We start from the raw sequence: 20765 nt of genomic DNA, 5'->3' as shown, positions 1-20765 counted from the left end.
CGCCCACTTCGGCAACATGCCGGACTGGTCGTAGTCGTTGAGCATCGACGTGATCGAGTCACTGGTCTGCGCCGGGGCGACCATGGCGGCGAGCTGCACCTGGCTGCGGTAGATGTCCCAACCGGAGTAGTTCGCGTACTGCGCGTGCCCGTCGGCCACGGTGTGGACCTTGTTGTCCATGCCCATGTACTGACCGTTGACGTCGCTGAAGACGTTCGGGTGCAGCAGCGAGTGGTACATCGCGGTGTAGAACTGCGCCTGCTGGGTGCGCGTGCCGCCGCCGATCTCGATCTTGGACAGCACGTCGTTCCACGCCTTGGTCGTGGCCGCACGGGTGCCGCCGAAGTCCCAGGCCGGGATCTCGTCGGCCAGGTTGGCGATCGCGTTCGTGTCGCTGGTGTAGCTGATGCCGACCTTGGCGGAGACGGACTGCGCCTTCGTCGTGTCGAACGTCAGCACCTCGTTCGCCGGGCCGCCGTTCTTGCTGGTGCCGACGGCCTTCGCGGTGAACGGCTGGTTGAACTGCACGTCGAAGTGCAGGGTGTAGTCGTTCTCGTCCGTGCCCTGGCCGCAGAAGTGGCCGGTGGTCACCGAGCCGATGAGCTGTTTGTTGCCGATCACGGTGGCGCTGGTGCCGTCGACGGTGGTGGCGCTGCCGGCCAGCTTGACGACGAGGTGCGACGCGGTGCCGGCGGGGTAGGTGAACTTGCCGAGCCCTGCGCGGGTGGTGCCGGTGAGCGCGGTGGTGACGGCGTCGGCACCGGTGCCGGTCTTGACCGAGTAGTAACCGATCTTGGCGGTCTCGTTGCTGTGGCTGAACGGGACGGTCAGGTCGCCCGGGGTGGACCCGGTGTCGCCGACGTAGGGCAGCATCGGGATGTCACCCGCGACCCCGCAGCCGGGGCCCGAGATGTGGCTCAGGCTGAAGCCGCTGATCTGCGAGTCGTTGTACTCGTAACCGCCGCCGGCGGGGCGGTCCGGCGAAGTGTCCGGGCTCCACTGCAGCATGCCGAACGGTGCGTCGACGCCGGGGAAGGTGTCGACGGCGCCGGACGTGCCGACGAGCGGGTTGACCAGCGACGCGGGGTCGCTGACGGCGTTCGGTCGTGCGGGGGCGGCCGACGAGGCGTCGGGCGCGACGACCGCGAGACCGGCCAGGGTGACGACGGCGGCGCCCGCGGCGAGCAGTCGCCGACGCCGGGTACGGGAGGGGGATGGTTGGTGCAGGACGCTCACCGGCGTCTCCTTCGATCGATGACAACGTTGTCGAAGCGGACGTCAGAGTTGTAAGCCTTTGTCCAATACGTCGTCAATAGGCAGTAAGCGCGGCTTCACGGGGAACCCACAGGAGGATGTGCGGTTGACAGTCTCGACGAGCCGGCTCGTGCGGCCCTCGCGGGTGGATCTTCATGCGTTTCGGGCGTCCTGACGACCGGCACGAAGGAAGATCGCCAACCCCGTGCACTCGGGGATGGATCTTGATGCGTTCCGGGCGTCCTGACGGCCGTAACGAAGAAAGGTCCTCAACCCCGCGCACGCCCCGACGGAGACCAGACCGGGTCGGCGACGGCCAGAGCGGGTCAGCAATTGACAGCACCGACGCAGTCGGGCTCACTGTCGGTCATCATGACAACCTTGTCAGGACGCGGCGGCCGACGTCCCACCATGCGTGACGTCGCGGCCCGCGCCGGCGTCAGCCTGAAGACGGTGTCCCGGGTCCTCAACGACGAGCCGGGCGTGCTCCCCGCCCCGTCCACACGGGTGCGCGACGCCGCCCTCGCGCTGGGCTACCAGCGCAACGAGTCCGCCGCGGCTCTGCGCCGCGCGGGTCAGTCGAGCCGCACCCTGGGTCTGGTCATCGAAGACGTGGGCAACCCGTTCTACGCCGCGCTGATCAAGGCCGTCGAGCGGGTGGCCCGGCCGCGTGGATACCTGCTCGTCGCCGGCAGCTCCGACCAGGACCAGGTCGTCGAGCGTCAGCTGATCGCCAGCCTGTGTGCGCGACGCGTCGAGGGCCTGCTGGTCGTGCCCTCGTCACCCGACCTCGGCTACCTTGCCGACGAGCTGGCCCATGGCACCGCCGTCGTCGCCCTGGACCGTCCGTTGCGTGGCGTCGACGTGGACTCGGTGGTCTCGGGCAACGCCGACGGGGCGCGGTCCGCGGTCGACCACCTCGTCGCGCTGGGCCACCGGCGTATCGGCTACGTGGGTGACACCGCGACGTACACCGCGGCCGAACGGCTACGCGGGTACCGGGAGGCGCTGACGGCGCACGCCCTGCCCGACGAGCCGGAGCTGCGCCGCGTCGCTCACGACGCAGCCGCCGCCGAGGCCGCCACCGCCGACCTGCTGGCCACGACGACGGTGACCGCCCTGTTCACCGGCAACAACCTGCTGACCCAGGGCGCGATCCGCGCGCTGGGTGCGCGGCGCAGGCACGTCGCGCTCGTCGGCTTCGACGACTTCGCGCTGGCCGACCTGCTCGATCCGTCGGTGACGGTGGTGGCCCAGGACGCAGCGGCGCTAGGCCGGCACGCCGCGGAGCTGCTGTTCGCGCGCATCGACGGCGACGACGGCCCGCGGCGCCAGCTCGTCCTGGCGACCGAGCTGATCGCCCGCGGCTCCAGCCTGCCGGCTCCCTGACCCGGCCGGCCGGTGCGCACGCCTTCTACAGTTGGCCGGTGCCTGATGTCGTGATCCGTCCCCGGCACGACGACGACCTGCCGATGCTCGTCGACATCATCACCAGGCAGCAGCCCGAGACCAGGTACCCGCTGCGCTGGCCCTGGCAGGGTGATCTACGGGACTTCGTACGGCGTCCGACCGAGCTCGCGGCGTGGGTGGCCGAGCTCGACGGACGGGTCGTCGGCCACGTCGCGATCGTGTCGGTCGGCGACGACGAGCTGGGCCGGATGTGGGCGGACGCGCACGGCGTCCCGGTCGACCGCCTGCGGTGCATCAGCGTCCTGTTCGCGGACCGCCGCCTGCCCCGGCGGGGCATCGGCTCGGCGCTGCTCGCGCACGCGACCGAGCAGGCCCTGATCGGCGGCGGCGCACCGGTACTGGACGTCGTGGCCGGGCACCACGAGCCGGTAACGCTCTACCTCAGCCGCGGGTGGCTCGAGATCGGGCGGTTCCGCCCCGACTGGCTGCCGCCGTCCTACGAACCGATCCGCGTCATGATCCTTCCCCGCGACCCGGGCTAGGGTGCGGCGTGGCTCTGCTGGACCTGACGCGTCGCGGACCCGTGTTCGCCGTGCCCTGGCGCGACGGCCGCGATCCGGACACGGACGCCGAGTGCTTCGTCAGCCACACCGTCTTCGCCTACGACCGGTGGCGGGATCTCCCGCAGATCGGGCTGGCCGCGCGTCGGGCGGCGCAGCTGTTCAGCCGGCACGAGGGTTCGGTGGTGCTGGCGCAGTGGTTCCTGCCCGGCCGCCGGCTGATGGGAGACCTGTCGGTGTGGCGCAGCGAGACGCACCTGCGGGACTTCCTTGTCGACCCTGCGCACGTCGAACTCGTCGCGCGGTGGCGCGGCCTGATGCACGGCGTGCACCACTCGTGGACCGCACCGGTGGACCGCGACGCGATCTGGGCGCGCGCGGTGCCGCTGATGCGCAGCGACGGGCGGCCCGCGGCGGGCTGACGGGCTTCGGCCGGAACTCGCTGGCGTCAAGCGGCGTCGGACGGCAGCATCCCGACCATGACGGAACTGACGGATGTGGAAAGTGCGTTCGCCTTCGGCGAGTCGCTGCTGGTCGGTGACAGGGTGCGCCTGCGCGGCGTCCGCGACGACGACCTGACCGAGCTGGCGCGGTGGGAGATGGACCCCATGACGTTGGCCACCTTGTCGAACTGGGTCGTGCCACCGTCGGAGGCGGCGGCCAAGGAGCAGGTCGCGAAGTGGTGCGCCAACGTCGAGCAGGACGTCGGCTTCGCGATCGAGACGCTGGACCCGACCCCGGTGCTGGTCGGCAGCCTGCATCTGCGCGGCGTCCGTACGAAGGACCGCTCCGCCACCCTGGGCATCGCCCTGGGCCGGGAGCACATCGGCCACGGTTACGGCAGCGACGCCACCCGCCTCCTCGTCGACTACGCCTTCCGCGAGATGGGCCTGCACCGCCTCCAGCTCACCGTGGCGCCCTTCAACTGAGCGGGCATCCGGGCGTACGAGAAGGCGGGGTTCGTCGAGGAGGGGCGGTACCGCTCTGCGGTCTGGCACGACGGGCGCTGGTACGACGAAGTGCTGATGTCGCTGCTCGAGGACGAGTGGGCCGCCGGCCGGGCCGCGTCCTGACCTCCCGCTCCCGGCTGCGTCAAGAAAGGTGCGGTCCGTCCACCACCGAGACGGAGATGCCGTGTGCGCGCAGGCGGTCGAGCTCGTCACCGGGCGCAGCACCGTCGGTGACGACGGCCGAGATGTGCTCGGTGCCGGCCAGCACCACCGGCCCGCGGCGGCCGATCTTCGATGCGTCGCACAACAGGACGAGCCGGTCGACGTGTCGCCACCACCCGGCGCGGGAGCGTGGCCGGTGCGCCTGCCCGACCTTGGTGCCGGTCGCGCCCGCCTCGGCGGTCAGTCCCCAGGCGCCGGCGAAGAGCGTGTCGACGTGCAGGCCGCGCAGGCCGTCCTCGGCGAGCGCCCCGACCATCGTGTGCTGCGCCCGGTGGACGAGACCCCCCGTGACGAGCAGGGTCACGCGGGGAGCCGTGTGCGCCAGCGCGTGGGCGATGTCCAGCCCGTTGGTCACCACGGTGAGGTCGGGCACGTCGACCAGGAACGGGACCATGGCCAGAGTGGTGCTGCCGCCCAGCAGCATGACGGTCGAGCCGGGTTCGACCTCGGCCGCTGCCCGTCGGCCGATCGACCTCTTGGCCGGCAGCTGACCGTCGGGCGGCGTCCGCGGGGGCGCATGGGACGCGGCGCCGCCGCGCACGCGGGCCACCTGCCCGTGGTCGTGCAGCCTTTGCAGGTCGCGGCGCACGGTCGACAGGCTGACGCCGAGCGCGTCGGCGAGCTCGACGACGCGGTGGTGGCCGGAACCGTCGAGCAGGCCGAGAAGTCGCTCCCGCCGTTCGGCCGCCAACATCGTGCGGCCCTACTGCAACCCGGTGCGGGCGAACCCCTGGACGAAGTACCGCTGGAAGGCGACGAACAGGATGATCATGGGTGCGATGGACAGCAGGGTCATGGCCATCAGCGCGCCGTAGTTGGTCGTGTACTGGTTCTGCAGGTCGGTGACGATGCCCAGCGGGAGGGTGAACTTCTTGTCGTCGCCGAACAGGGCCACCAGCGGCCAGGCGAACGCGTTCCACTCATACATCGAGGTCAGCAGCACGAGCACCGCGATCAGGGGTTTGCACAGCGGCAGCACGACGGACCAGAAGGTGCGGAGCTGGCCCGCACCGTCGACCCGGGCCGCGTCGATGAGGTCGTCGGGCACGGACAGGAAGAACTGGCGCGCGAGGAAGATGCCGAACACCGTCGCGCTCTCGGGCAGGATGACCGCCCAGATGTGGCCGTAGAGCTTCAGGTCGATCGACAGCTCGAACTGCGGGACCATGATGGCCTGCACCGGCACCATCAGCGTCGCCAGCAACACCAGGAACAGCACGTTGCGCCCCCGGAACGGCATCTTGGCGAACGCGTAGCCGGCCAGCAGGTTGCACACCACGGTGATCGCGGTGACCGCGACCGTGATCAACGCTGAGTTCGCCGCCCACCGCCAGACCGGGAAGGCGTCGATGGGCTCGGTGAAGTTACGCAGGGTGAAGTGCCGCGGCCAGAGGTGGAAGCCCGGCTGGTAGAGGTCGGCCTGCGGCGAGAGGGCCGTGATCACCATCCAGATCAGCGGGAACAGCATGATGAGGGTGAGCACGATCGCGGCGATCAGTCGCAGGACGAAGAAGCGGCCGCGATCTTTCTTGACGGTCAACGGCGCGCCGGACCGTACGGGTGTGGCGCCGGTGCTCGGCGCTGCGGTGTCGACCATCAGCCCGTCACGTCCCTCGTCCTGCTCAGTCGCCACTGCAGCACGGTGACGGCCAGGGTGATGGCGAAGATGACGATGCCGATGGCCGCGCCGTAGCCCAGCTGTTGCGGGCCGTGCTCGTCGAACGAGGCCCGGTACGCGTAGGTGACGACCGTCGTCGTGTCGTAGGACGGACCCCCTCGCGTCATCGCCCACACCGTGTCGAAGACCTGGAAGGAGTAAATGAAGTTCATGACGAGCAGGAAGAACGTCGACGGGCCGAGCAGCGGGAACACCACCTGACGGAACCGTTGCCAGGTGCTGGCGCCGTCCATGGTGGCGGCCTCCAGCACCCGCCCGTCGATGCTCTGCAGTCCGGCGAGGTAGATGAGCATGTCGAAGCCGATGCGCTGCCAGATGGTCACCAGCATGATCGACACCATCGACCACGTGCCGCTCGACTGCCACTGCGGACCGGAGATGCCGATCGCGGCCAGACCCTTGTCGATGAAGCCGTTGTACTGGTCGAACATCCACGCCCCGAGCACGCCGGTGGCGATGCCCGACACCACGAGCGGCAGGAAGATGATGGCGCGGTAGAGCAGGCGGCCGGGAAGCAGGCCGTTCAGCAGCACGGCCGCACCGAGCCCGATCGCCATACCGACGGGTACGGTCACGATGGTGAAGATCGCGGTGTTGAACATCGACCGCCAGAACACCGAGTCCTGGAACAGGTCGGCGTAGTTGTTGATGCCCAGGTACTGCGTCGTCCCGAGCGGGCCCAGCTTCTGGAAGCTGTAGTAGAAGGCCATCACCAACGGGGTCAGCAGGAACACGGCGACGAGCACGATGTTCGGAAGCAGGAACAGCCCGGCAGCGGGCACGAAGCGTTCCCGCAACCCGCCGCGCGGGTGCGGTGAGTCCTCGGCGTCGGCGATCGTCGCCGCGGCCGGCGCCGCCACTGCGCTCATGACGCGGCCCGGTTGACCTGCAGGGCGACGGCGCCGAGCGTCGTCTTCGTCGGCTGGCCGTGGAACGCCAGCTCGAGCTGGTCCTGCAGCGCGGTGTTGATGTCGGCGAAGCCGGCCACCGTCGACTCGCGGACGATGTAGTCGTCGAGCGCGCCCAGCTGACGCGAGCACACCGACACCACGTCGGGGCGGTAAGCGTAGTCGAGCTGCTGCCCGGACAACGACTTCAGGGTCGGCAGCTCGACCGCCTTCTCGCAGAAGTACTTCATCATGTTCTCCTCGACGAGGAACTTCAGGAACGCGGCGGCGAGGTCCGGGTCGTCGACGTTCTTGCGGGCCACGATCGCGTTGCCGCCGAGATCCGTGGCCGCCCGCCGGTCGACCGGCAGGAACGTCGCGCCCCAGTTCCCGCCCTTGTACCCGTCCTTGCCGGCCAGCTCGGGCACCAGGAAGTCGCCGACGAAACTCATCGGCACCGTGCGCGAGAGGAAGAAGTTGTCGCTGTAGATGCTGGTCTTGATGGTGTTGTTGCCCGGCACCCATTTCTTGTCGAAGAACGAGCGGGTGTAGTCCAGCGCCTTCGTCGCGGCAGCACTCGGGATCGCGGCCTCGGTGCGGTCGGCGTTGAACAGTGTGCCGCCGGCCTGGTACAGCCAGCTCAGCCAGCGGTAGGCACCGGCGAGGGTCCAGTCGAAGGCGAACGGGAACTTGTTGTCGGGCAACGTGCGCCGCAACTTGCCGGCCACGGTGGAGAACTCCTCCCACGTCCAGGCGTCCTGCGGCCGCTGCGGCACCGCGCCGACACCGGCGGTCTCGAAGGCCGCCTTGTCGTAGACGATGCAGCTGGTGTCGGTCTGGTGCGGTACGCCGTAGGGCACGCCACGGTATTTGACCGCCTCCCACAGGGCGGGCAGGAACGCATCGACCTCGCTGGTCGTGAAGTACGGCGAGACGTCCAGCAGGACGTCGGCCTTGCTGTAGCGCCCGATGGTCGTGTAGTCGACGCGGAACAGGTCGGGCGCGGTACCGGACTGGATGCCCCGGTCGATGCCGGCGAAGAACCCGTCGAACGGCGCGATCCGCAGGTCGATGTGGGTTCCCGGATTGGCCTGTTCGAACTTACGCTTGGCGTAGGCGAACCCCGCCTTCTCACCGTCGTTGCCGCCCCAGAACGCCAGGCTCAACGTGCCCTTGCGCTTCGCGCCGCTCGTGCGCGCCTTCGCGCCGTAGGTCACCGACCGGGTTCCGGCATCGCCGCCGGCGTTGTCCAGGGAGTGCACCGACGAGCACCCACCGAGGCCGGCCACGGCCGCCGTTCCCAGTGCACCGCGCAGGAACGCCCGCCGAGTGGTCATGGCCCGAGCGTGCAGGTTCGCGCAGTTTGCGTCAATAGCGCGCAGACTATTTCAGCCGCTGCACCATGGTGTTGCTGAGGACGTAGCGGTAGCCCGCGCCCGCGACGGCCGCGTCGTGCCGCTCGCTGGCCCCCCAGGGCGTGCCGCCCATCCACGCGAAAGCGGCGGAGTCCTGGCCGCACCGCGCGTCCATGAGTTGCTTCGGCTCGACCACCTCACGACGGAGGTCCTCGTCGGCGACCGTCTCGGCGATCCCGTCGTGCGACGCCGTGTGCGGGAAGACGACGTGGTCACGGGCCAGCTCGGCCGCCTCGTCCCACGTCATGGCCAGCCGCGCCCCGTCCTGCTGGTGCGGTCCCAACGCGATCCAGTGCGAGCGCGCGAAGGTCTCCTGCTCGGGCTCCGGGCAGGACACGAAGCCCGTGCAGACCGCGAACCAACCGGCGATCCCGAGGTCGGCGCACACCTCGGCGGCCACGGTCACGTGCTCGGCGTAGCCCTCGTAAAAGACCGGTACGAACGCCGGACGGCTCCGCTGCTCGCCGTCGAACAGACCGTCCAGCCCGGCCAGGTCGAGCGCGTCCCACCGGCGTTGCAGGTCCTGCAGACGCTGCTTGAGGGCGCGCGCGCCATCGGCCGGCGTGGTGTGCCAGTTGACGACGCGCAACGGTCCGTGGGCGGCGATCAGGTCGCGGTGGCGACGGAACCCGAAGCGGGCGCTCACGCCGGACCCGCCTCGTGGTCCGTCTGCGTCTCGTGACCGATCTGTTCCGTCTCGTGCCGGGCCACGGTGGCCAGCAGGGTGATGACGACGCCCAGGTCGTCGTCGCGGGCGCTGGGCGCCAGGGCGTCCCGGCAGGCGTCGAGCAGGTCGGCCACGGCCCGCCCGTCGGCGGGGCGGTCCTCGTCGGCCGCGGCTCGGTTCGGGCGTTCGTCGCACACGGCGAGCAGCATGGGGACGCCGTCCCGGCCGCCGTCGGCGCCGAGCGCCCGCCGCATGGTGTCGCGCCAGGGCGCGGTCATCGCGCGGGTCCAGGGTCGGGCGCCCCGCCGGCCGTGCGGTCGACGGCGTGCCGCCGCGGTTCGCGGTAGAGCGGGTAGAGCTCCCCCACCACGTCGCGTACGGCGTCCCGGTCGATCCACAACGGGCCACCGAGGCGTTCGGTGTCCGCTGCCGACAGGGCGACGGGCAGCTGACCCGAGGTGCTCGGCGCGCCGTGGCCCACCAGACCGCGGTCGAGCTCCAGCAGCTGGGCGGCCGCCCGCGCGCCGACCCGCAGGTAGGACAGCGTCTCCACCTCGAGCCCCGGGCTGATCACCTTGGCCACGTGCATCCCCTGCACCTCCGCGTGGACGTACAGCACGTCCGGCACCCTGCCGCTCAACAGACGCAGCAGGTCATCCGGCGTGCGGGCCGCCGAGCTCGGCAGGTCCGACCACGGCACGGTCGTCCGTTCGCGCAACACCGGTGCGAGCGCACGCCGCATGCGGTCGGCGTCCCACTCGGTCCACTCGCGCATGGCCTCGAGCGCCCGCGGCTCCTGCTCGCCCAGCGGCCGGGCCAGCTCGGCGGTGAGGTAGTCGGGGTGTCGCGCCCGGACCGCGCCCAGGGGGCCGAAGGCGAACACCCGGCGTGCCCGCGAGCTGGCGTACTCGAGCAACGCCTTGGTGACGGCCACGCCGCGGTCGGGGTGCGCGGCCTCGCCCAGGGCGCCCAGGGCCATGGGCGGGGTCGCCGGGTCGTCGTCGTGACCGGCGCAGTAGACGACGCACGCGAGCTCGGTCGAGGCCAGCTTCACCACCGGCTCGATGCCCGCACGGCGCAGCGTGTCGCGGGCCGCCAGGACGGCGGGGTCGGAGCACCCCGCGAGGTCGACGACGACGCCGCGGTCGAGGGCACGGAAGCGCACGTTGTCGCCGTCGCGCTGGACGAGTTCGAGCAACCCGTGCGAGACGGCACGTTCGAGGGTGTCGCCGGCGCCGAGGCCGTTGGTGACGGGCGTGATCAGCCCGTCAGTTCCCCCCCGCGGCGCGGACAGCGCGAACTCCTCCGGCACGAGCACCTGTTCGCCGGTGGGCCACCGGGTGGCCGGCACCCACCGCAGCTCCCGCGCCTCGTCGTAGTCGGTGCCCGCCTGCAGCACCAGCGACACCGGGTCGACGACGGCGTTCGTACCGAGACGACCCCGCAGCATGGTGACGCTGCCCCGGACGAGCCGGTCCGGCTCCGGGGGCCGCAGCAGCACCCGTTCGGCGACCTCGCCGAGCGCCCCGATGCGTGCCGCCCCCGCGGTCGCGCCGTAGCCGACGCCGTGCGCGTCGGACCCGTCGCGACCGTCGTGGACGACGGCGTGCACCGGGATGCCCACCCGGTCGTACCCGGTGAGCTCGAACTCGGTGAGGTGCGCCTGCCCCGATTCCCGTAACGCGGCGAGATAGCCCGCGACCACGTCGACCGCCATGCCGTCCACCCCTCGCCCGCCACCCTCGTGCGGAGCCTAGGGCCGCGGTGCCGCGATGGCGCACGGCGGGTAGTCACTGAGCATGGCGCGGGTGCTGGTGCTGGGCGGCGGTGGGTTCCTCGGCTTCCACGTCGTGGACGCCGCGGTGCGCGACGGGCACGAGGTGACCGTGCTGAGCCGGTCCGGCCGCGCGCCGCGCGACGGCGTCGAGGTGCTGACGGGCGACCGGCAGGGCGACCTCGACGCGTTGCGCGGCGGGCGGTGGGACGCCGTCGTCGACACCTTCACCGACACCGACCCGGGCGCACCGGCCGTCCGGCGCACCGCCGAGCTGCTCTCGGGGTCCGCCGGCCTCTACTGCTACGTGTCCGGGATGAGCGTGTACGCGCCGGACGGGCCGCAGGTGCCGGACGAGAGCGCACCGGTGCGGCGGGCCGGCGTCGAACCCGACGACGACCCGCTGCAGGAGCGTTCGCTCGCCAAGCTCGCCGCCGAGGACGCCGTGCACGATGTCTTCGACGGGCCGGTGCTCGTCCCGCGGGTGGGCATCATGGTCGGCCCGCGCGACCCGTCGCAGCGCTTCAGCTGGTGGCCGATGCGCTGCTACCGGGCGCTGACCGGCGCGGCGCCCGACACCGTGCCGGCCCCCGGTGCACCCGACCGCTCGGTGCAGTACAGCGACACACGCGACATCGCCGCCTGGATGGTGACGATGGCGACGCAACAGCACGCCGGCACGTTCAACACCGTCGGGCCGCTGCGGGCCGACCCGCTGCGTGACGTCCTGCAGCAGTGTCTCGACGCGGCCCGCGACGTTGCCGGCCCGCGCGCGGTCCGCAACGACGTGCGCTGGCGATGGCTGACGGACGAGGACGCGCTGCGGGGCGCGCTGCGCGACGTCGACGAGGAGGGCCGGCCGCTGTGGTACCCGGAGGACCAGATCCCGCAGCGTGCGATCGACTCGGCCGCCGCGCACCGTGCCGGCCTGCGCTTCCGGCCGGCGGGGCAGACCGCTCGCGAGACGCTCACCTGGTTGCTGCAGCAGGACCAGCAACCGTTGGCCTCGTTCGACGAGCCCTGAGAGAGTCCGAATAGTCGTCTTTGGCGGGGTATCGACACCGGGCGGCCGCCGGTGCTTCGATGCAGGTGATCATCCGCCGCTCAGGGAGCACCCATGTCACGAGTCCGACGCGCCGCACGCCGTCGCGCAACCACCCTCGTCATCGCCCTGGCCGTGGCGGCCCTGGCGCTGGCCGGCGTCGCCGCGTACTCCACCGCCGGCGCCCAGCCGTCGACACCCGCCGGCGCGTCCGCACACCTGCTGTCCCAGCGCACGGTGCCCGCGGCGTCCCCGGCGGCCAAGCGCGAGCAGATCACGACTCTGAAGAACGCGTTGGCGCGCATCCGGGCCCAGCTCGCGTCCGGCTCGTCGCGGTGGGGCGACCTCGACCTGCGCGACGTGCTCTCCTACCACGTCGACCGGCTCTGGACCCGCGGGATCGACGGTTACGGCACGGCCGTCGCGGTGCTGGAGGGCTGGAACTACCCCGGCATGCAGGCCGACCTGAACGCCCTCGACGACCAGGTCGGGCTGCCGCACGCCACGGTCGAGACCGTGTACCCGAACGGTCCGCTGCCCGCCCAGTGCCCGGCCGGCATGGTCAAGCTCGGCTCCTACGGCTCGTGCGACGCCTGGCAGGGCGAGCTCGAGCTCGACGTCGAGGCCGTGCACCTCATGGCGCCGTACGCCAAGATCGTCATCTCGGCGACGCCGTCGGACAGCGAGATCACCGGCGACCCGTCCAGCGAGGTCGCCATGCCCGAGATCGTCAAGGGCATGGAGTACCTGAGCACCCACAACATCGCGAACGTCATGTCCATCAGCGACGGCTCCAGCGAGACCGACTACAGCCGCGGCGCCAAGGAGATCCACGCGCAGGACGTCGGCGAGGTGACCGCGGCGGCGCACGGCGTGCCGATCGCGAACGCCACCGGTGACTGCGGGGCCGCCCAGAACCTCACCACCGCCACTCGGCAGTGCGGCACGGTGTCCTCCGGCCCGGCGTCGGCGACCTGGGCCGACTCACCGTGGATCACCGCCGTCGGCGGCTCCTCACCGAAGTACGTGGGCGAGGGCGCGGCGAAGACGTTCCCGCTCGACCCGATCGAGGGTGCCGGGCTGTCGGAGATGTACCCGCGACCCGCCTACCAGGACGGCGTCGCCCGCATCACGGGCAGCACCCAGCGCTCGCTGCCCGACATCACCATGAACAGTCGTGACGGCACGTCCGAGGCCGCCCCGCTGTTCGCCGGCGTGCTGGCCCTGGCCACGCAGGTCAAGGGCGCGAACCTGGGGCCGATCAACGAGGTCCTCTACGGCACGCTGGGCAAGCACGCTGCGTCGGACGGCCTGGTCGACGTCACGTCGGGCAACAACGACTTCGGCACCATCCCGGGGTACACGGCGACCAAGGGCTACGACGTCGCCTCGGGCTGGGGCACGGTGAACGCCGCGCGCTTCGCTCCGGCGCTCGCCGAGGCGACCCGCGGCAACCCGATGACCGGCCACGCCGTCCAGGCGCTCAAGCCGTTCGGGCGCACGCTGGCGTTGACGCCGTCGTCGGCGGTCGCCCCCGGCTCGCCGCTGGACATCACGTCACGCGGCTTCCTGCCCGACCACCCGGTCACCCTGGCCGTGGACGGCACGACACTGGCGACGGTCACCGCCGACACCTCGGGCAACATCACCTACGCGTTCCGGCCGCAGGACAAGGGTCTGATCGTCGGCCGGCACACGCTGACCGTGCACAGCCTGCTGCTCGACCAGTCCGCGACCTTCACCGTGACCGGGTAGCCGCCGTCATGTGAGCGAGGCCGTGTCGATGGCGATGCGGTCGTGCGCGGAGGGGTCGACGAACACCGGCAGCGTCGTGCCGACGGTCGCGACTGCGGCTCGTTTCTGCGGGGTGCTGAACGCTATGCGCATCGTGGTCGTCCACCCCTCGCCCGTCACCGGGGCGACGTCCAGCGTGAGGTCGACGGTGCCGGCCGCGCCACCACCCGGCATCCCGGGCGGGACGGCGACCTCGTGCACGGCCAGCACCCGCGCGGACGCGCGCTGCATACCGCTCGCCGTGCCGGCGGCAGCGGCCTGCTCGGGAGTCAAGCCGCCACCCGCCGCTCCCGGCATCGCACGTCCCGGCGCACCGACCACGCTGTAGGTGACGTCGGTGGTGACGTGTGCGCCCTGCGCCTCGGCGGCCTTGACGATCGAGTCGATCAGCGACTGTGCCGCCCCGAGCGTGCCGACCGGCAGCGTCGTGGACTCCTGGCGGACGGTGTCTTTCGTCAACGGCACCGTGCCCGACGCCCCGCCGGTCGACATGGAACCAGCGAGTTCCTCGGCGAGCTGCTGGCCACGCTCCCGGTCCGTCGGCAGATGCTCCCACTCGATGTGCAGGCGCGTCGGGTCTGCGCGATCGACGGTGACGGGCAGCGTCTGTCCGGGTTGCGGCCAACGCTTCGTCGGCGCCGTGCAGTAGTGCTCGACAGCCACCGGGTTGATACCCGGCGCGGTGACCACGCCGTGCATCCGGCAGTTCTCGTAGGCGGCCCCGCCGCTGTTCGACGAGCACGATGTCAGCTCATAGGTGCCGTCGACGGGGTCGGACAACCGCTTGTTGTGCAGCCAGTTCTTCAAGCCCATGGCCTGATCGTCGCACGTGTCCGGGGACCTGCGCAGCGCTAGCGACCCGACCCTTGCTCCACCTCGAAGACGCGGACGGGCTCGCCGCGCTCGTAGGCGGCGACGTCCTCCACGGCGTCGCGGTACATGGCGGTCAGCGTGTCCTCGGTGACGTAGCCGAGGTGGGGCGTCAGCACCGTGCGCGGCGCGTCGCGCCACGGGGAATCGGCGGCCAGGGGTTCGACGGAATACACGTCGAGACCGGCGCCGCCGATGCTGCCGCGCTGCAACGCCTCCAGCAGCGCGTCCTCGTCGACGATGGGACCGCGCGACGTGTTCACCAGGATCGCGTCGGGCTTCATCAGCCCGAGCTGCTCGGCGCCGATCAGCCCACGCGTCCGGTCGGACAGCTTGAGATGGATCGTCACGACGTCGGAGGTGCGCAGCAGCTCGTCCCGGTCGACGGGGGTCACCCCCTGCTCGCGGGCGGCGTCCGGGTCGAGGTGCTCGCTCCAGGCGACGACGTCCATGCCGAACGCCAGACCGATGCGGGCGACGGGGCCGCCGATGCCGCCCAGGCCGATGACCCCGAGCCGGTGCCCCGCGAGGTCGCGCCCGACGGTCTGCTGCCACCCGCCGGCACGCAGCCGCGCGTCCTCGGCGGCCACCGAGCGGGCGGTGGCGAGAATCAGCGCCCACGCCATCTCGACGGTGGCGCTGTTGTCCGAGACGCCGCCCGTGCCGCACACCGTGATCCCGTGCTCGTTGGCCGCGCCGACGTCGATGGCCACGTTCCCGGGCCCGGTGGACACGATGAGGCGCAGGCGCGGGAGCCGGTCGAACAGGTCGGCCGTCAGCGGGGTGCGTTCGCGCATCGCCACTACGGCGTCGAAGTCGGCGACGGCCTCGACCAGCGCATCCGGGTCGGCGAGGTGGTCGGTGAACGCCACCACCTCGACGTCGCCGAGCTGCGACCAGTCGGCCACCGACGTCCCCACGTCCTGGAAGTCGTCGAGCAGGGCGATGCGGCGGATGGTCGGCATGACGTCATTGCACCACGGCACGCGTCACGTGCTGCGGGGCAGCGGGAGTCGTGGGGTGTTGGCGATGACCCAAATCAGCGCGGCCAGGATCACCGCGATGACGGCCGAGGTCACGGCGACGCCGAGGTACCCGTGCTGCGACGGGTTCACGAACGGGTACGGGTACCAGTGCACCGAGTGTCCCCGGATCAGGCTGTAGACCAGGTACGCCAACGGCACCGCCAGCCAGACCAGGGCGGACCGGTAGGCGACGGCACGTGCGGGTGGGGCAACCAGCCAGTCGATGATCACGATGATCGGCATGACGTAGTGCAGCACCGTGTTGTCCCAGGGCACCGCGGTGAGCTCGGACGACGAATACCCGGACAACAGCACGATGAACACGAGGATCGTCGTCGTCATGTAGAGGGTCACCGCGCCGCGGTAGAGGTCAAGGCCTCGACGGGTTGATCGCGTCGCCGTCGCGAACGCGCTGACCACCAGGCTGATGACCGCCAGCGTGTTGGCCTCGACGGTGAAGTAGCTGAAGAAGTTGCCGCCGTGGAAACGGTGCTGTGCGAGCAGGGTGGCCACCTCGGTGACCAGCGCGCTGAACCCCAGGAACGCGGCCACTACCCGGCCCGCGACGAGGCCGCGCGCCGATGCGGGCACCCGGCCCACACCGGGATCCGGCTCGTGCTCGCGCTCGGCCATCCGCGTTCTTCTTCCGCCGCATCCCGACGCGCTCACGCTACTGCCATCCCGTGCCGCCGGGCCGGTGCACAGTCCGGACCCCAAGTTGATAGGACAGAGCGTTGCAGGTACTTTACTGTCACACACCGAGACGCTTACCGACGGAAAGGGCGACCGACGTGACGCAGGACGTGGCCAGGTCACCGGACCTCGCCGGAGCGGCAGTGCACCCCGCAGCCGACTACGGGTTCTTCGGCCCCGACTCGGTCGCCTGGCGGGTGTGGCGGTATCCGACGTCGCTGCTGCTCGGCTTCATGCGGGCCGTCGTCATCGAGGAACTGGACCCCTACCTCGTTGCCTCGGTGGCCGACAGCGGACAGGTTCGCCAGCGCACGCCGCTGCGCTATGACCGGACGATGCAGTACTTCGCGACTGTCATCTTCGGCGACGCCGAGTCGGTGCTCAAGTCCGCCGACGTGCTGATGAAGATCCACGCCCGGGCGGTAGGCCCGGAGCCCGTCACCGGCAATCGCTTCGACGCCAACGACCCGGACTCGCAGCTGTGGATCCACCTGACCGCGTGGCACTCGATCCTGTACGTCTACGAGGTGTTCGGACCGGGCCGGCTCAGTGCCGCAGACGAGGCCCGGTACTGGCGCGAGTGCGCGGTCGCCGCCCACTTCCAGACAATCGACCCGACGAACGTGCCGACCTCACGCGAGGGCGTTCGCGCCTACTTTGAGAGCTACCGCCCGAAGCTCGTCGGGTCCGAGGTGGCGCAGGACATGATGGACTACCTGCTCGATCTGACCCGCGAGATCCTGCCCCCGGCCGTGCCGACGATCGTGCGCCGGGTGGTCAACGCAATCGTCAGGCGCGGCGTCATTGCCACCATGCCGCGCTGGATGCGCCGTGTAGGGGCGACGCCGCAGAGCCGGGCGGTCGATCTGATCTGCACCCCCGTGATCCGGCTGGCGATGCGCTCGCTGGCCGGACGCCGCGCGACCGAGCTCACGACCTTGAACGCGCTCTCACCGCGGACGACGCCGGTGCTGGCTCCGGTGCTCTGCGACGTGCCGGCCACGAACCCGGTCGTGTACACCCCGGCCGAGGCCCGCGTGCGGTTCGGCATGCCGGTGACCCCTCGCGAGCAGTACGCACGCCTGGTGCAGCAGCGGGCCGCCGGAACCGGCGACCGGCCCTACGCGCACCACCACCACGACGCACTGCTGGAGTTCACCGAGAGCGCCTGACGCAGGCGTCATCGGTGCAGCAGAACCCGGACAAGTTGTGACAGAGACTCCGCGCCGCCAGCCTGGCACGGTAGGCACATGGTGGGTCGCCGATCACTCGCTGTCGTTGCAACCGTCATCCTCGGTGCGTCCGGCCTGATCGCGGTCGACACCCTCGTCACCGCGACGGCGGCAGTGGCCGCGCAGGACCCGGACTGCCCCGATCCGGGCGACGCCCCGGGCATCGGGGGGCCGCCGGGGTTCACCGACGCCAACGTCGCGGTCTTCGCCGCCGACGACTTCCGGGCCTCCGGCAGCGCCGCCGAGTCAGAGGGGTTGTTGGTCGCCCTGGGCTCCGCCTCCTTCGTGAAGTCGAACGGCGGCACCTTCAACGTGGGCACGGTGGGCGCCGGGTCGCAGATCGCTCCGCCGCCCGGCAGCGACATGCTGGTGGTGGGCGGCGACCTGAACGTCGGCCCGACCACGACATTGGACGTCGGTAGCGGTGCGACGGGATCCGACGGCCGATTCGGCGGCAACGTGGCAGTGGCGGGAGCCATCACCGGCACGGACCGCATCGAGACCAACCGGGGCGCTATCGTCAACCCGTCCACCGCAGCCGATCGCTACCGGGGCTTCACCGGGACGATCTCCGCCGCGTCACAGTCCTTTGGTGCTCTGACCGGCGTCGCGGCGGTCCCGTCCGGACGGCAACTGACCTTCGCCGGCGACAACACGTCGCCGCGCCAAGTCTTCTCGGTGACGGCTGCGCAGCTCAAGGCCGCCACCGAGTTCGTCTTCACCGGCATCCCGCGGCAGGGCAGCGGCGCCTACGCCCCCGTCGTCGTCAACGTCACCGGCGGCCCCACGGTGACGCTGGCCCCGACCTACTACTCCGTCGACGGCATACGGGTCGACGACCCAGCCGCCGACGACTTCGGCAACGCCGCGTCCGCGCTGTTGTGGAACCTCACCACCGCCGACGCGGTCGACATCGGGGGGACGAGCCAGGTGCTCGGCAGCATCCTGGCCTCGACCGCCGGCGCCAGCGTGGACATCACCGCGAGCACCAACGGCCGGGTGTACTCGGGGGGCGACATCAGCGTCCGGGGAACCGGAAACGAGCTGCACAACTACCCCTGGATTGGCGATCCCGTGTTCGACTGCACCCCCGAGGTCGTGACACCGGATTCGTCGCTGACCCTGACCAAGATCCTCACGCCGGGCTCGTTGCTGACCGACCCGACGTTCCGTGGTTCGGTGACGTGCGAGGACACCGGGCCCCGCAACGTCTTCCACGAGAGCTGGCTGGTCCGACCCGGCGAGACGACCACGGTCAGCGGCCTGCCGCCCGGATACCGCTGCACGTTGGCGGAGGACCTCACCCGGGTCGACGAGGCGGGACGGCCCGTCGACCTGCGGGACTGGGCCTGGGCCGAACCCGTCTGGACGGTGAACGGCACAGTGGGCGACCAATTCGTGGTGGGCACCGGCACCACGATCGCGGTCTCGGTGGCGAACACCCTGTTGGGGCGCTTCGACACGGTCAAACACGTCAGGGATCCGGCCGGGGGTCTCGCCGGCGACCGCACCACCTTCACGGTCCCCTGGCAATGCGATGCGCCCGCGTACGCCGAAGGAGCCGACGGCCGCTGGACGCAGGTGGACAGCGACGACGCCCGCGGCACCGTGACCCTGTCGCCGGGTGGTATCGCCGGCCCAACCCTGGACGGCCGTCCGGTCCGCCTACCGACCGGGACGGTCTGCACGGTGCACGAGGACACGCCGCACGGCGGGCTCGCGCCCGGCTTCCACTGGGGATCACCGTCGCTGTCCCCGGCCCGCATCGTGATCGGCGGGTCGGTCCCGATTCGCCGCATCACTGTCACGAACACCGTCGCCGCGGACCCGGACCGATCGACACCGGAGGGTTCGACGACGCCTGCGGGCAGTGTGGCGCCGAGTTACGCCGGCTCGCGCGCGGGGGCGGCGGGCAGTCTCGCCGCCACCGGTGTGCCGCTGATCGGCATCGGGGTCCTCGGCCTCCTACTGCTTCTTTTGGGCTCGCTCGGCCTGGCGTCGAGCCGCGGCCCGCGTCGCGTGCGACCGCGCCGGACCCACTAAAAACACCGTCGTGGTGCCACCGGCGGTCCGGATCGGACAACCCAGCTTCCGACGACGCAAGATTTCGTCAACGACGTAGGTGTCAGTGCAAGCGAGGTGCGTCGGCGTATGTTCCTCAGAGACGGCGACACCTCGATTGAACTGCGGGTCGTGGGCTGGGAGCGTTTTGCGGGACTCAGCGGTTCGACGTTGATGAGGATTTCGGTGTCGTCCCAGATCGCTCAGCACCATCCGTTATCGTCGAGGCGGGAACGGTAGGCCAGGCCGCCGAGATCGGGCAGCCGCTCTAGGACTGCCCGGCTCAATGCCTGGGTGACCGGGTCGACCTTGCGGGCCGCCGACGCACGATGCCCTCGTCCAGGCGGGGCGGGTTGAGTCTGGTGCCGAGTCCGCTTTGGTCGAGGAGGGCTGAAACCCCGAATCCCCGGGCATTCTCGCCGCGCCAATGCACTCGGGCTAGGGTCAAACGATCAACGGCATGCCGACGGACCGATATAGGGCCCGCAAATCCTGACCCGTAAGTGGAGCTGAGGGGATTCGAACCCCTGACCCCCTCGATGCGAACGAGGTGCGCTACCGGACTGCGCCACAGCCCCTGGTCGGTAGACCGGGCGGCCCGAAGGCCGTCGACGACACTATCAGCCCGCGTGGAGCCACCCGTCAGCTCGCGCGGCGGACGACCGTCTCGGGCTCCTGCTCCTCGGAGTAGAGGCCGGTCAGGTCGATCGTGTCCATGCTGTGCAGTTCGATGTCGTCGTCGTCGATGCGCACGATCGACTCCGGGGCCTGCTCGAAGCGACCGAACTCGGTGGTGGCGTCGTAGCCGCTGGGACGACGGGACGCGGCGCGGGCCTGACGGGTCTCGCGCCGTGCTCGGTCGTTGAGGGCCTGGCTGCGCAGGAACCAGGTGTAGCCGGCGAGACCGATGAGGAACGGCGCGGCCAGCAACCACAGCACGCCACCCATGACGAGCGCGAGCAGGACGAACAGCATGCTGCCGCCGGCGAGGATGGCCAGCGAGCGGCGGCGCCGCGCGAGCATCTGCACCCGTGCCTCGGACAGGTCGGAGTGGTCGGGCGGGTACATCAGCGCCTCCTGGGCGGCGGGCACGGGCCGGCGGGCCGGGGCGGCCAGCGGGGCTCGGGTGATCTCTCGTATCATGCCTCTCCTCCCGCCACGGGCACCGCCTCCTCTTCCAGCAACGGCAGCACCACCGGCACCAGGTCGGCGGCGTCGGCCAGGAATGCAT

The 20765-nt window shown here is 70.9% G+C and carries 20 protein-coding genes and 1 tRNA gene; 8 read left to right on the top strand and 13 right to left on the bottom strand.

Annotation, left to right across the window (positions count from 1 at the left end):
• Positions 1-1236 (bottom strand): glycoside hydrolase domain-containing protein (locus ACFFCA_RS17945; RefSeq protein ID WP_375487296.1); only part of this gene is annotated, 1236 nt, incomplete at its 3' end.
• Between the two features lie 429 nt (positions 1237-1665).
• Between ACFFCA_RS17945 and ACFFCA_RS17940 the strand changes: the two genes are divergently transcribed.
• The 4 genes from ACFFCA_RS17940 to ACFFCA_RS17925 are packed head-to-tail and all read left to right on the top strand — an operon-like array spanning position 1666 to position 4153.
• Entirely contained in the window at positions 1666-2643 is a 978-nt protein-coding gene (locus tag ACFFCA_RS17940; RefSeq protein ID WP_375487294.1) for a LacI family DNA-binding transcriptional regulator, read from the top strand.
• Positions 2644-2681: 38 nt separating this feature from the next.
• Positions 2682-3206: a GNAT family N-acetyltransferase gene (locus ACFFCA_RS17935; RefSeq protein WP_375487292.1), complete on the top strand. Its 525-nt coding sequence runs from the start codon at positions 2682-2684 to the stop codon at positions 3204-3206.
• An 8-nt stretch (positions 3207-3214) separates the two neighbouring features.
• Positions 3215-3646 carry a hypothetical protein gene (locus ACFFCA_RS17930; RefSeq protein WP_375487290.1) on the top strand — a complete coding sequence of 144 codons (432 nt, stop codon included), beginning with the start codon at positions 3215-3217 and terminating at the stop codon, positions 3644-3646.
• Between the two features lie 57 nt (positions 3647-3703).
• On the top strand, positions 3704-4153 hold the full coding sequence (locus tag ACFFCA_RS17925) for a GNAT family N-acetyltransferase (protein ID WP_375487288.1): 450 nt from the start codon (positions 3704-3706) through the stop codon (positions 4151-4153).
• Positions 4154-4316: 163 nt separating this feature from the next.
• On the opposite strand, the gene ACFFCA_RS17920 is transcribed toward ACFFCA_RS17925, so the two are convergent.
• From ACFFCA_RS17920 to ACFFCA_RS17890, 7 genes are read right to left on the bottom strand one after another with little or no spacing between them, the layout of a single operon-like run.
• Positions 4317-5090 carry a DeoR/GlpR family DNA-binding transcription regulator gene (locus tag ACFFCA_RS17920; RefSeq protein ID WP_375487286.1) on the bottom strand — a complete coding sequence of 258 codons (774 nt, stop codon included), beginning with the start codon at positions 5088-5090 and terminating at the stop codon, positions 4317-4319.
• Positions 5091-5099: 9 nt separating this feature from the next.
• The gene (locus ACFFCA_RS17915; protein ID WP_375487284.1) at positions 5100-6029 is read right to left on the bottom strand and encodes a carbohydrate ABC transporter permease; all 930 of its coding nucleotides are present in this window, start codon (positions 6027-6029) and stop codon (positions 5100-5102) included.
• The gene (locus ACFFCA_RS17910; protein WP_375487282.1) at positions 5993-6943 is read right to left on the bottom strand and encodes a carbohydrate ABC transporter permease; all 951 of its coding nucleotides are present in this window, start codon (positions 6941-6943) and stop codon (positions 5993-5995) included. The genes ACFFCA_RS17915 and ACFFCA_RS17910 overlap by 37 nt, the downstream gene beginning before the upstream one ends.
• Positions 6940-8298, bottom strand: coding sequence for an ABC transporter substrate-binding protein (locus ACFFCA_RS17905; RefSeq protein ID WP_375487280.1), 1359 nt, complete (start codon positions 8296-8298; stop codon positions 6940-6942). Before ACFFCA_RS17905 ends, ACFFCA_RS17910 begins: the two co-directional genes overlap by 4 nt.
• Before the next feature lie 46 nt (positions 8299-8344).
• Positions 8345-9022 (bottom strand): polysaccharide deacetylase family protein, encoded by a 678-nt coding sequence (locus ACFFCA_RS17900; protein WP_375487278.1) that lies wholly within the window; start codon positions 9020-9022, stop codon positions 8345-8347.
• Positions 9019-9321 carry a hypothetical protein gene (locus ACFFCA_RS17895; protein ID WP_375487276.1) on the bottom strand — a complete coding sequence of 101 codons (303 nt, stop codon included), beginning with the start codon at positions 9319-9321 and terminating at the stop codon, positions 9019-9021. The genes ACFFCA_RS17900 and ACFFCA_RS17895 overlap by 4 nt, the downstream gene beginning before the upstream one ends.
• Positions 9318-10760, bottom strand: a complete 1443-nt coding sequence (locus ACFFCA_RS17890) for a YcaO-like family protein (protein WP_375487274.1) — start codon at positions 10758-10760, stop codon at positions 9318-9320. The genes ACFFCA_RS17895 and ACFFCA_RS17890 overlap by 4 nt, the downstream gene beginning before the upstream one ends.
• Before the next feature lie 82 nt (positions 10761-10842).
• Here ACFFCA_RS17890 and ACFFCA_RS17885 point away from each other — a divergent pair, with 82 nt between their 5' ends.
• Positions 10843-11841 carry an NAD-dependent epimerase/dehydratase family protein gene (locus tag ACFFCA_RS17885; RefSeq protein WP_375487273.1) on the top strand — a complete coding sequence of 333 codons (999 nt, stop codon included), beginning with the start codon at positions 10843-10845 and terminating at the stop codon, positions 11839-11841.
• Between the two features lie 93 nt (positions 11842-11934).
• Entirely contained in the window at positions 11935-13614 is a 1680-nt protein-coding gene (locus tag ACFFCA_RS17880; RefSeq protein WP_375487271.1) for a hypothetical protein, read from the top strand.
• Positions 13615-13620: 6 nt separating this feature from the next.
• Here the strand turns inward: ACFFCA_RS17880 and ACFFCA_RS17875 are convergent, their stop codons facing one another.
• The 3 genes from ACFFCA_RS17875 to ACFFCA_RS17865 are packed head-to-tail and all read right to left on the bottom strand — an operon-like array spanning position 13621 to position 16181.
• Positions 13621-14466, bottom strand: a complete 846-nt coding sequence (locus tag ACFFCA_RS17875; protein ID WP_375487269.1) for a hypothetical protein — start codon at positions 14464-14466, stop codon at positions 13621-13623.
• 38 nt (positions 14467-14504) lie between these two features.
• Positions 14505-15488 carry a D-2-hydroxyacid dehydrogenase family protein gene (locus tag ACFFCA_RS17870; protein ID WP_375487267.1) on the bottom strand — a complete coding sequence of 328 codons (984 nt, stop codon included), beginning with the start codon at positions 15486-15488 and terminating at the stop codon, positions 14505-14507.
• A gap of 24 nt (positions 15489-15512) precedes the next feature.
• Complete coding sequence (locus tag ACFFCA_RS17865; protein ID WP_375487265.1) at positions 15513-16181, bottom strand: Pr6Pr family membrane protein; 669 nt, start codon at positions 16179-16181, stop codon at positions 15513-15515.
• A gap of 158 nt (positions 16182-16339) precedes the next feature.
• Between ACFFCA_RS17865 and ACFFCA_RS17860 the strand changes: the two genes are divergently transcribed.
• Both ACFFCA_RS17860 and ACFFCA_RS17855 read left to right on the top strand, forming a co-directional pair.
• Positions 16340-17413 carry an oxygenase MpaB family protein gene (locus tag ACFFCA_RS17860; protein WP_375487263.1) on the top strand — a complete coding sequence of 358 codons (1074 nt, stop codon included), beginning with the start codon at positions 16340-16342 and terminating at the stop codon, positions 17411-17413.
• A 78-nt stretch (positions 17414-17491) separates the two neighbouring features.
• On the top strand, positions 17492-19516 hold the full coding sequence (locus ACFFCA_RS17855) for a choice-of-anchor A family protein (RefSeq protein WP_375487261.1): 2025 nt from the start codon (positions 17492-17494) through the stop codon (positions 19514-19516).
• A gap of 522 nt (positions 19517-20038) precedes the next feature.
• On the opposite strand, the gene ACFFCA_RS17850 is transcribed toward ACFFCA_RS17855, so the two are convergent.
• Both ACFFCA_RS17850 and ACFFCA_RS17845 read right to left on the bottom strand, forming a co-directional pair.
• Positions 20039-20112 (bottom strand) — tRNA-Ala (locus ACFFCA_RS17850).
• Between the two features lie 64 nt (positions 20113-20176).
• The gene (locus tag ACFFCA_RS17845; RefSeq protein ID WP_375487259.1) at positions 20177-20677 is read right to left on the bottom strand and encodes a hypothetical protein; all 501 of its coding nucleotides are present in this window, start codon (positions 20675-20677) and stop codon (positions 20177-20179) included.
• Positions 20678-20765 lie beyond the last annotated feature (88 nt).

Source organism: uncultured Jatrophihabitans sp. (assembly GCF_964252635.1).
In the GTDB taxonomy this organism is placed as follows: domain Bacteria; phylum Actinomycetota; class Actinomycetes; order Mycobacteriales; family Jatrophihabitantaceae; genus Jatrophihabitans.
The sequence above is the reverse complement of the archived record's forward strand: the minus strand, read 5'-3'. Positions and strand labels throughout refer to the sequence as shown.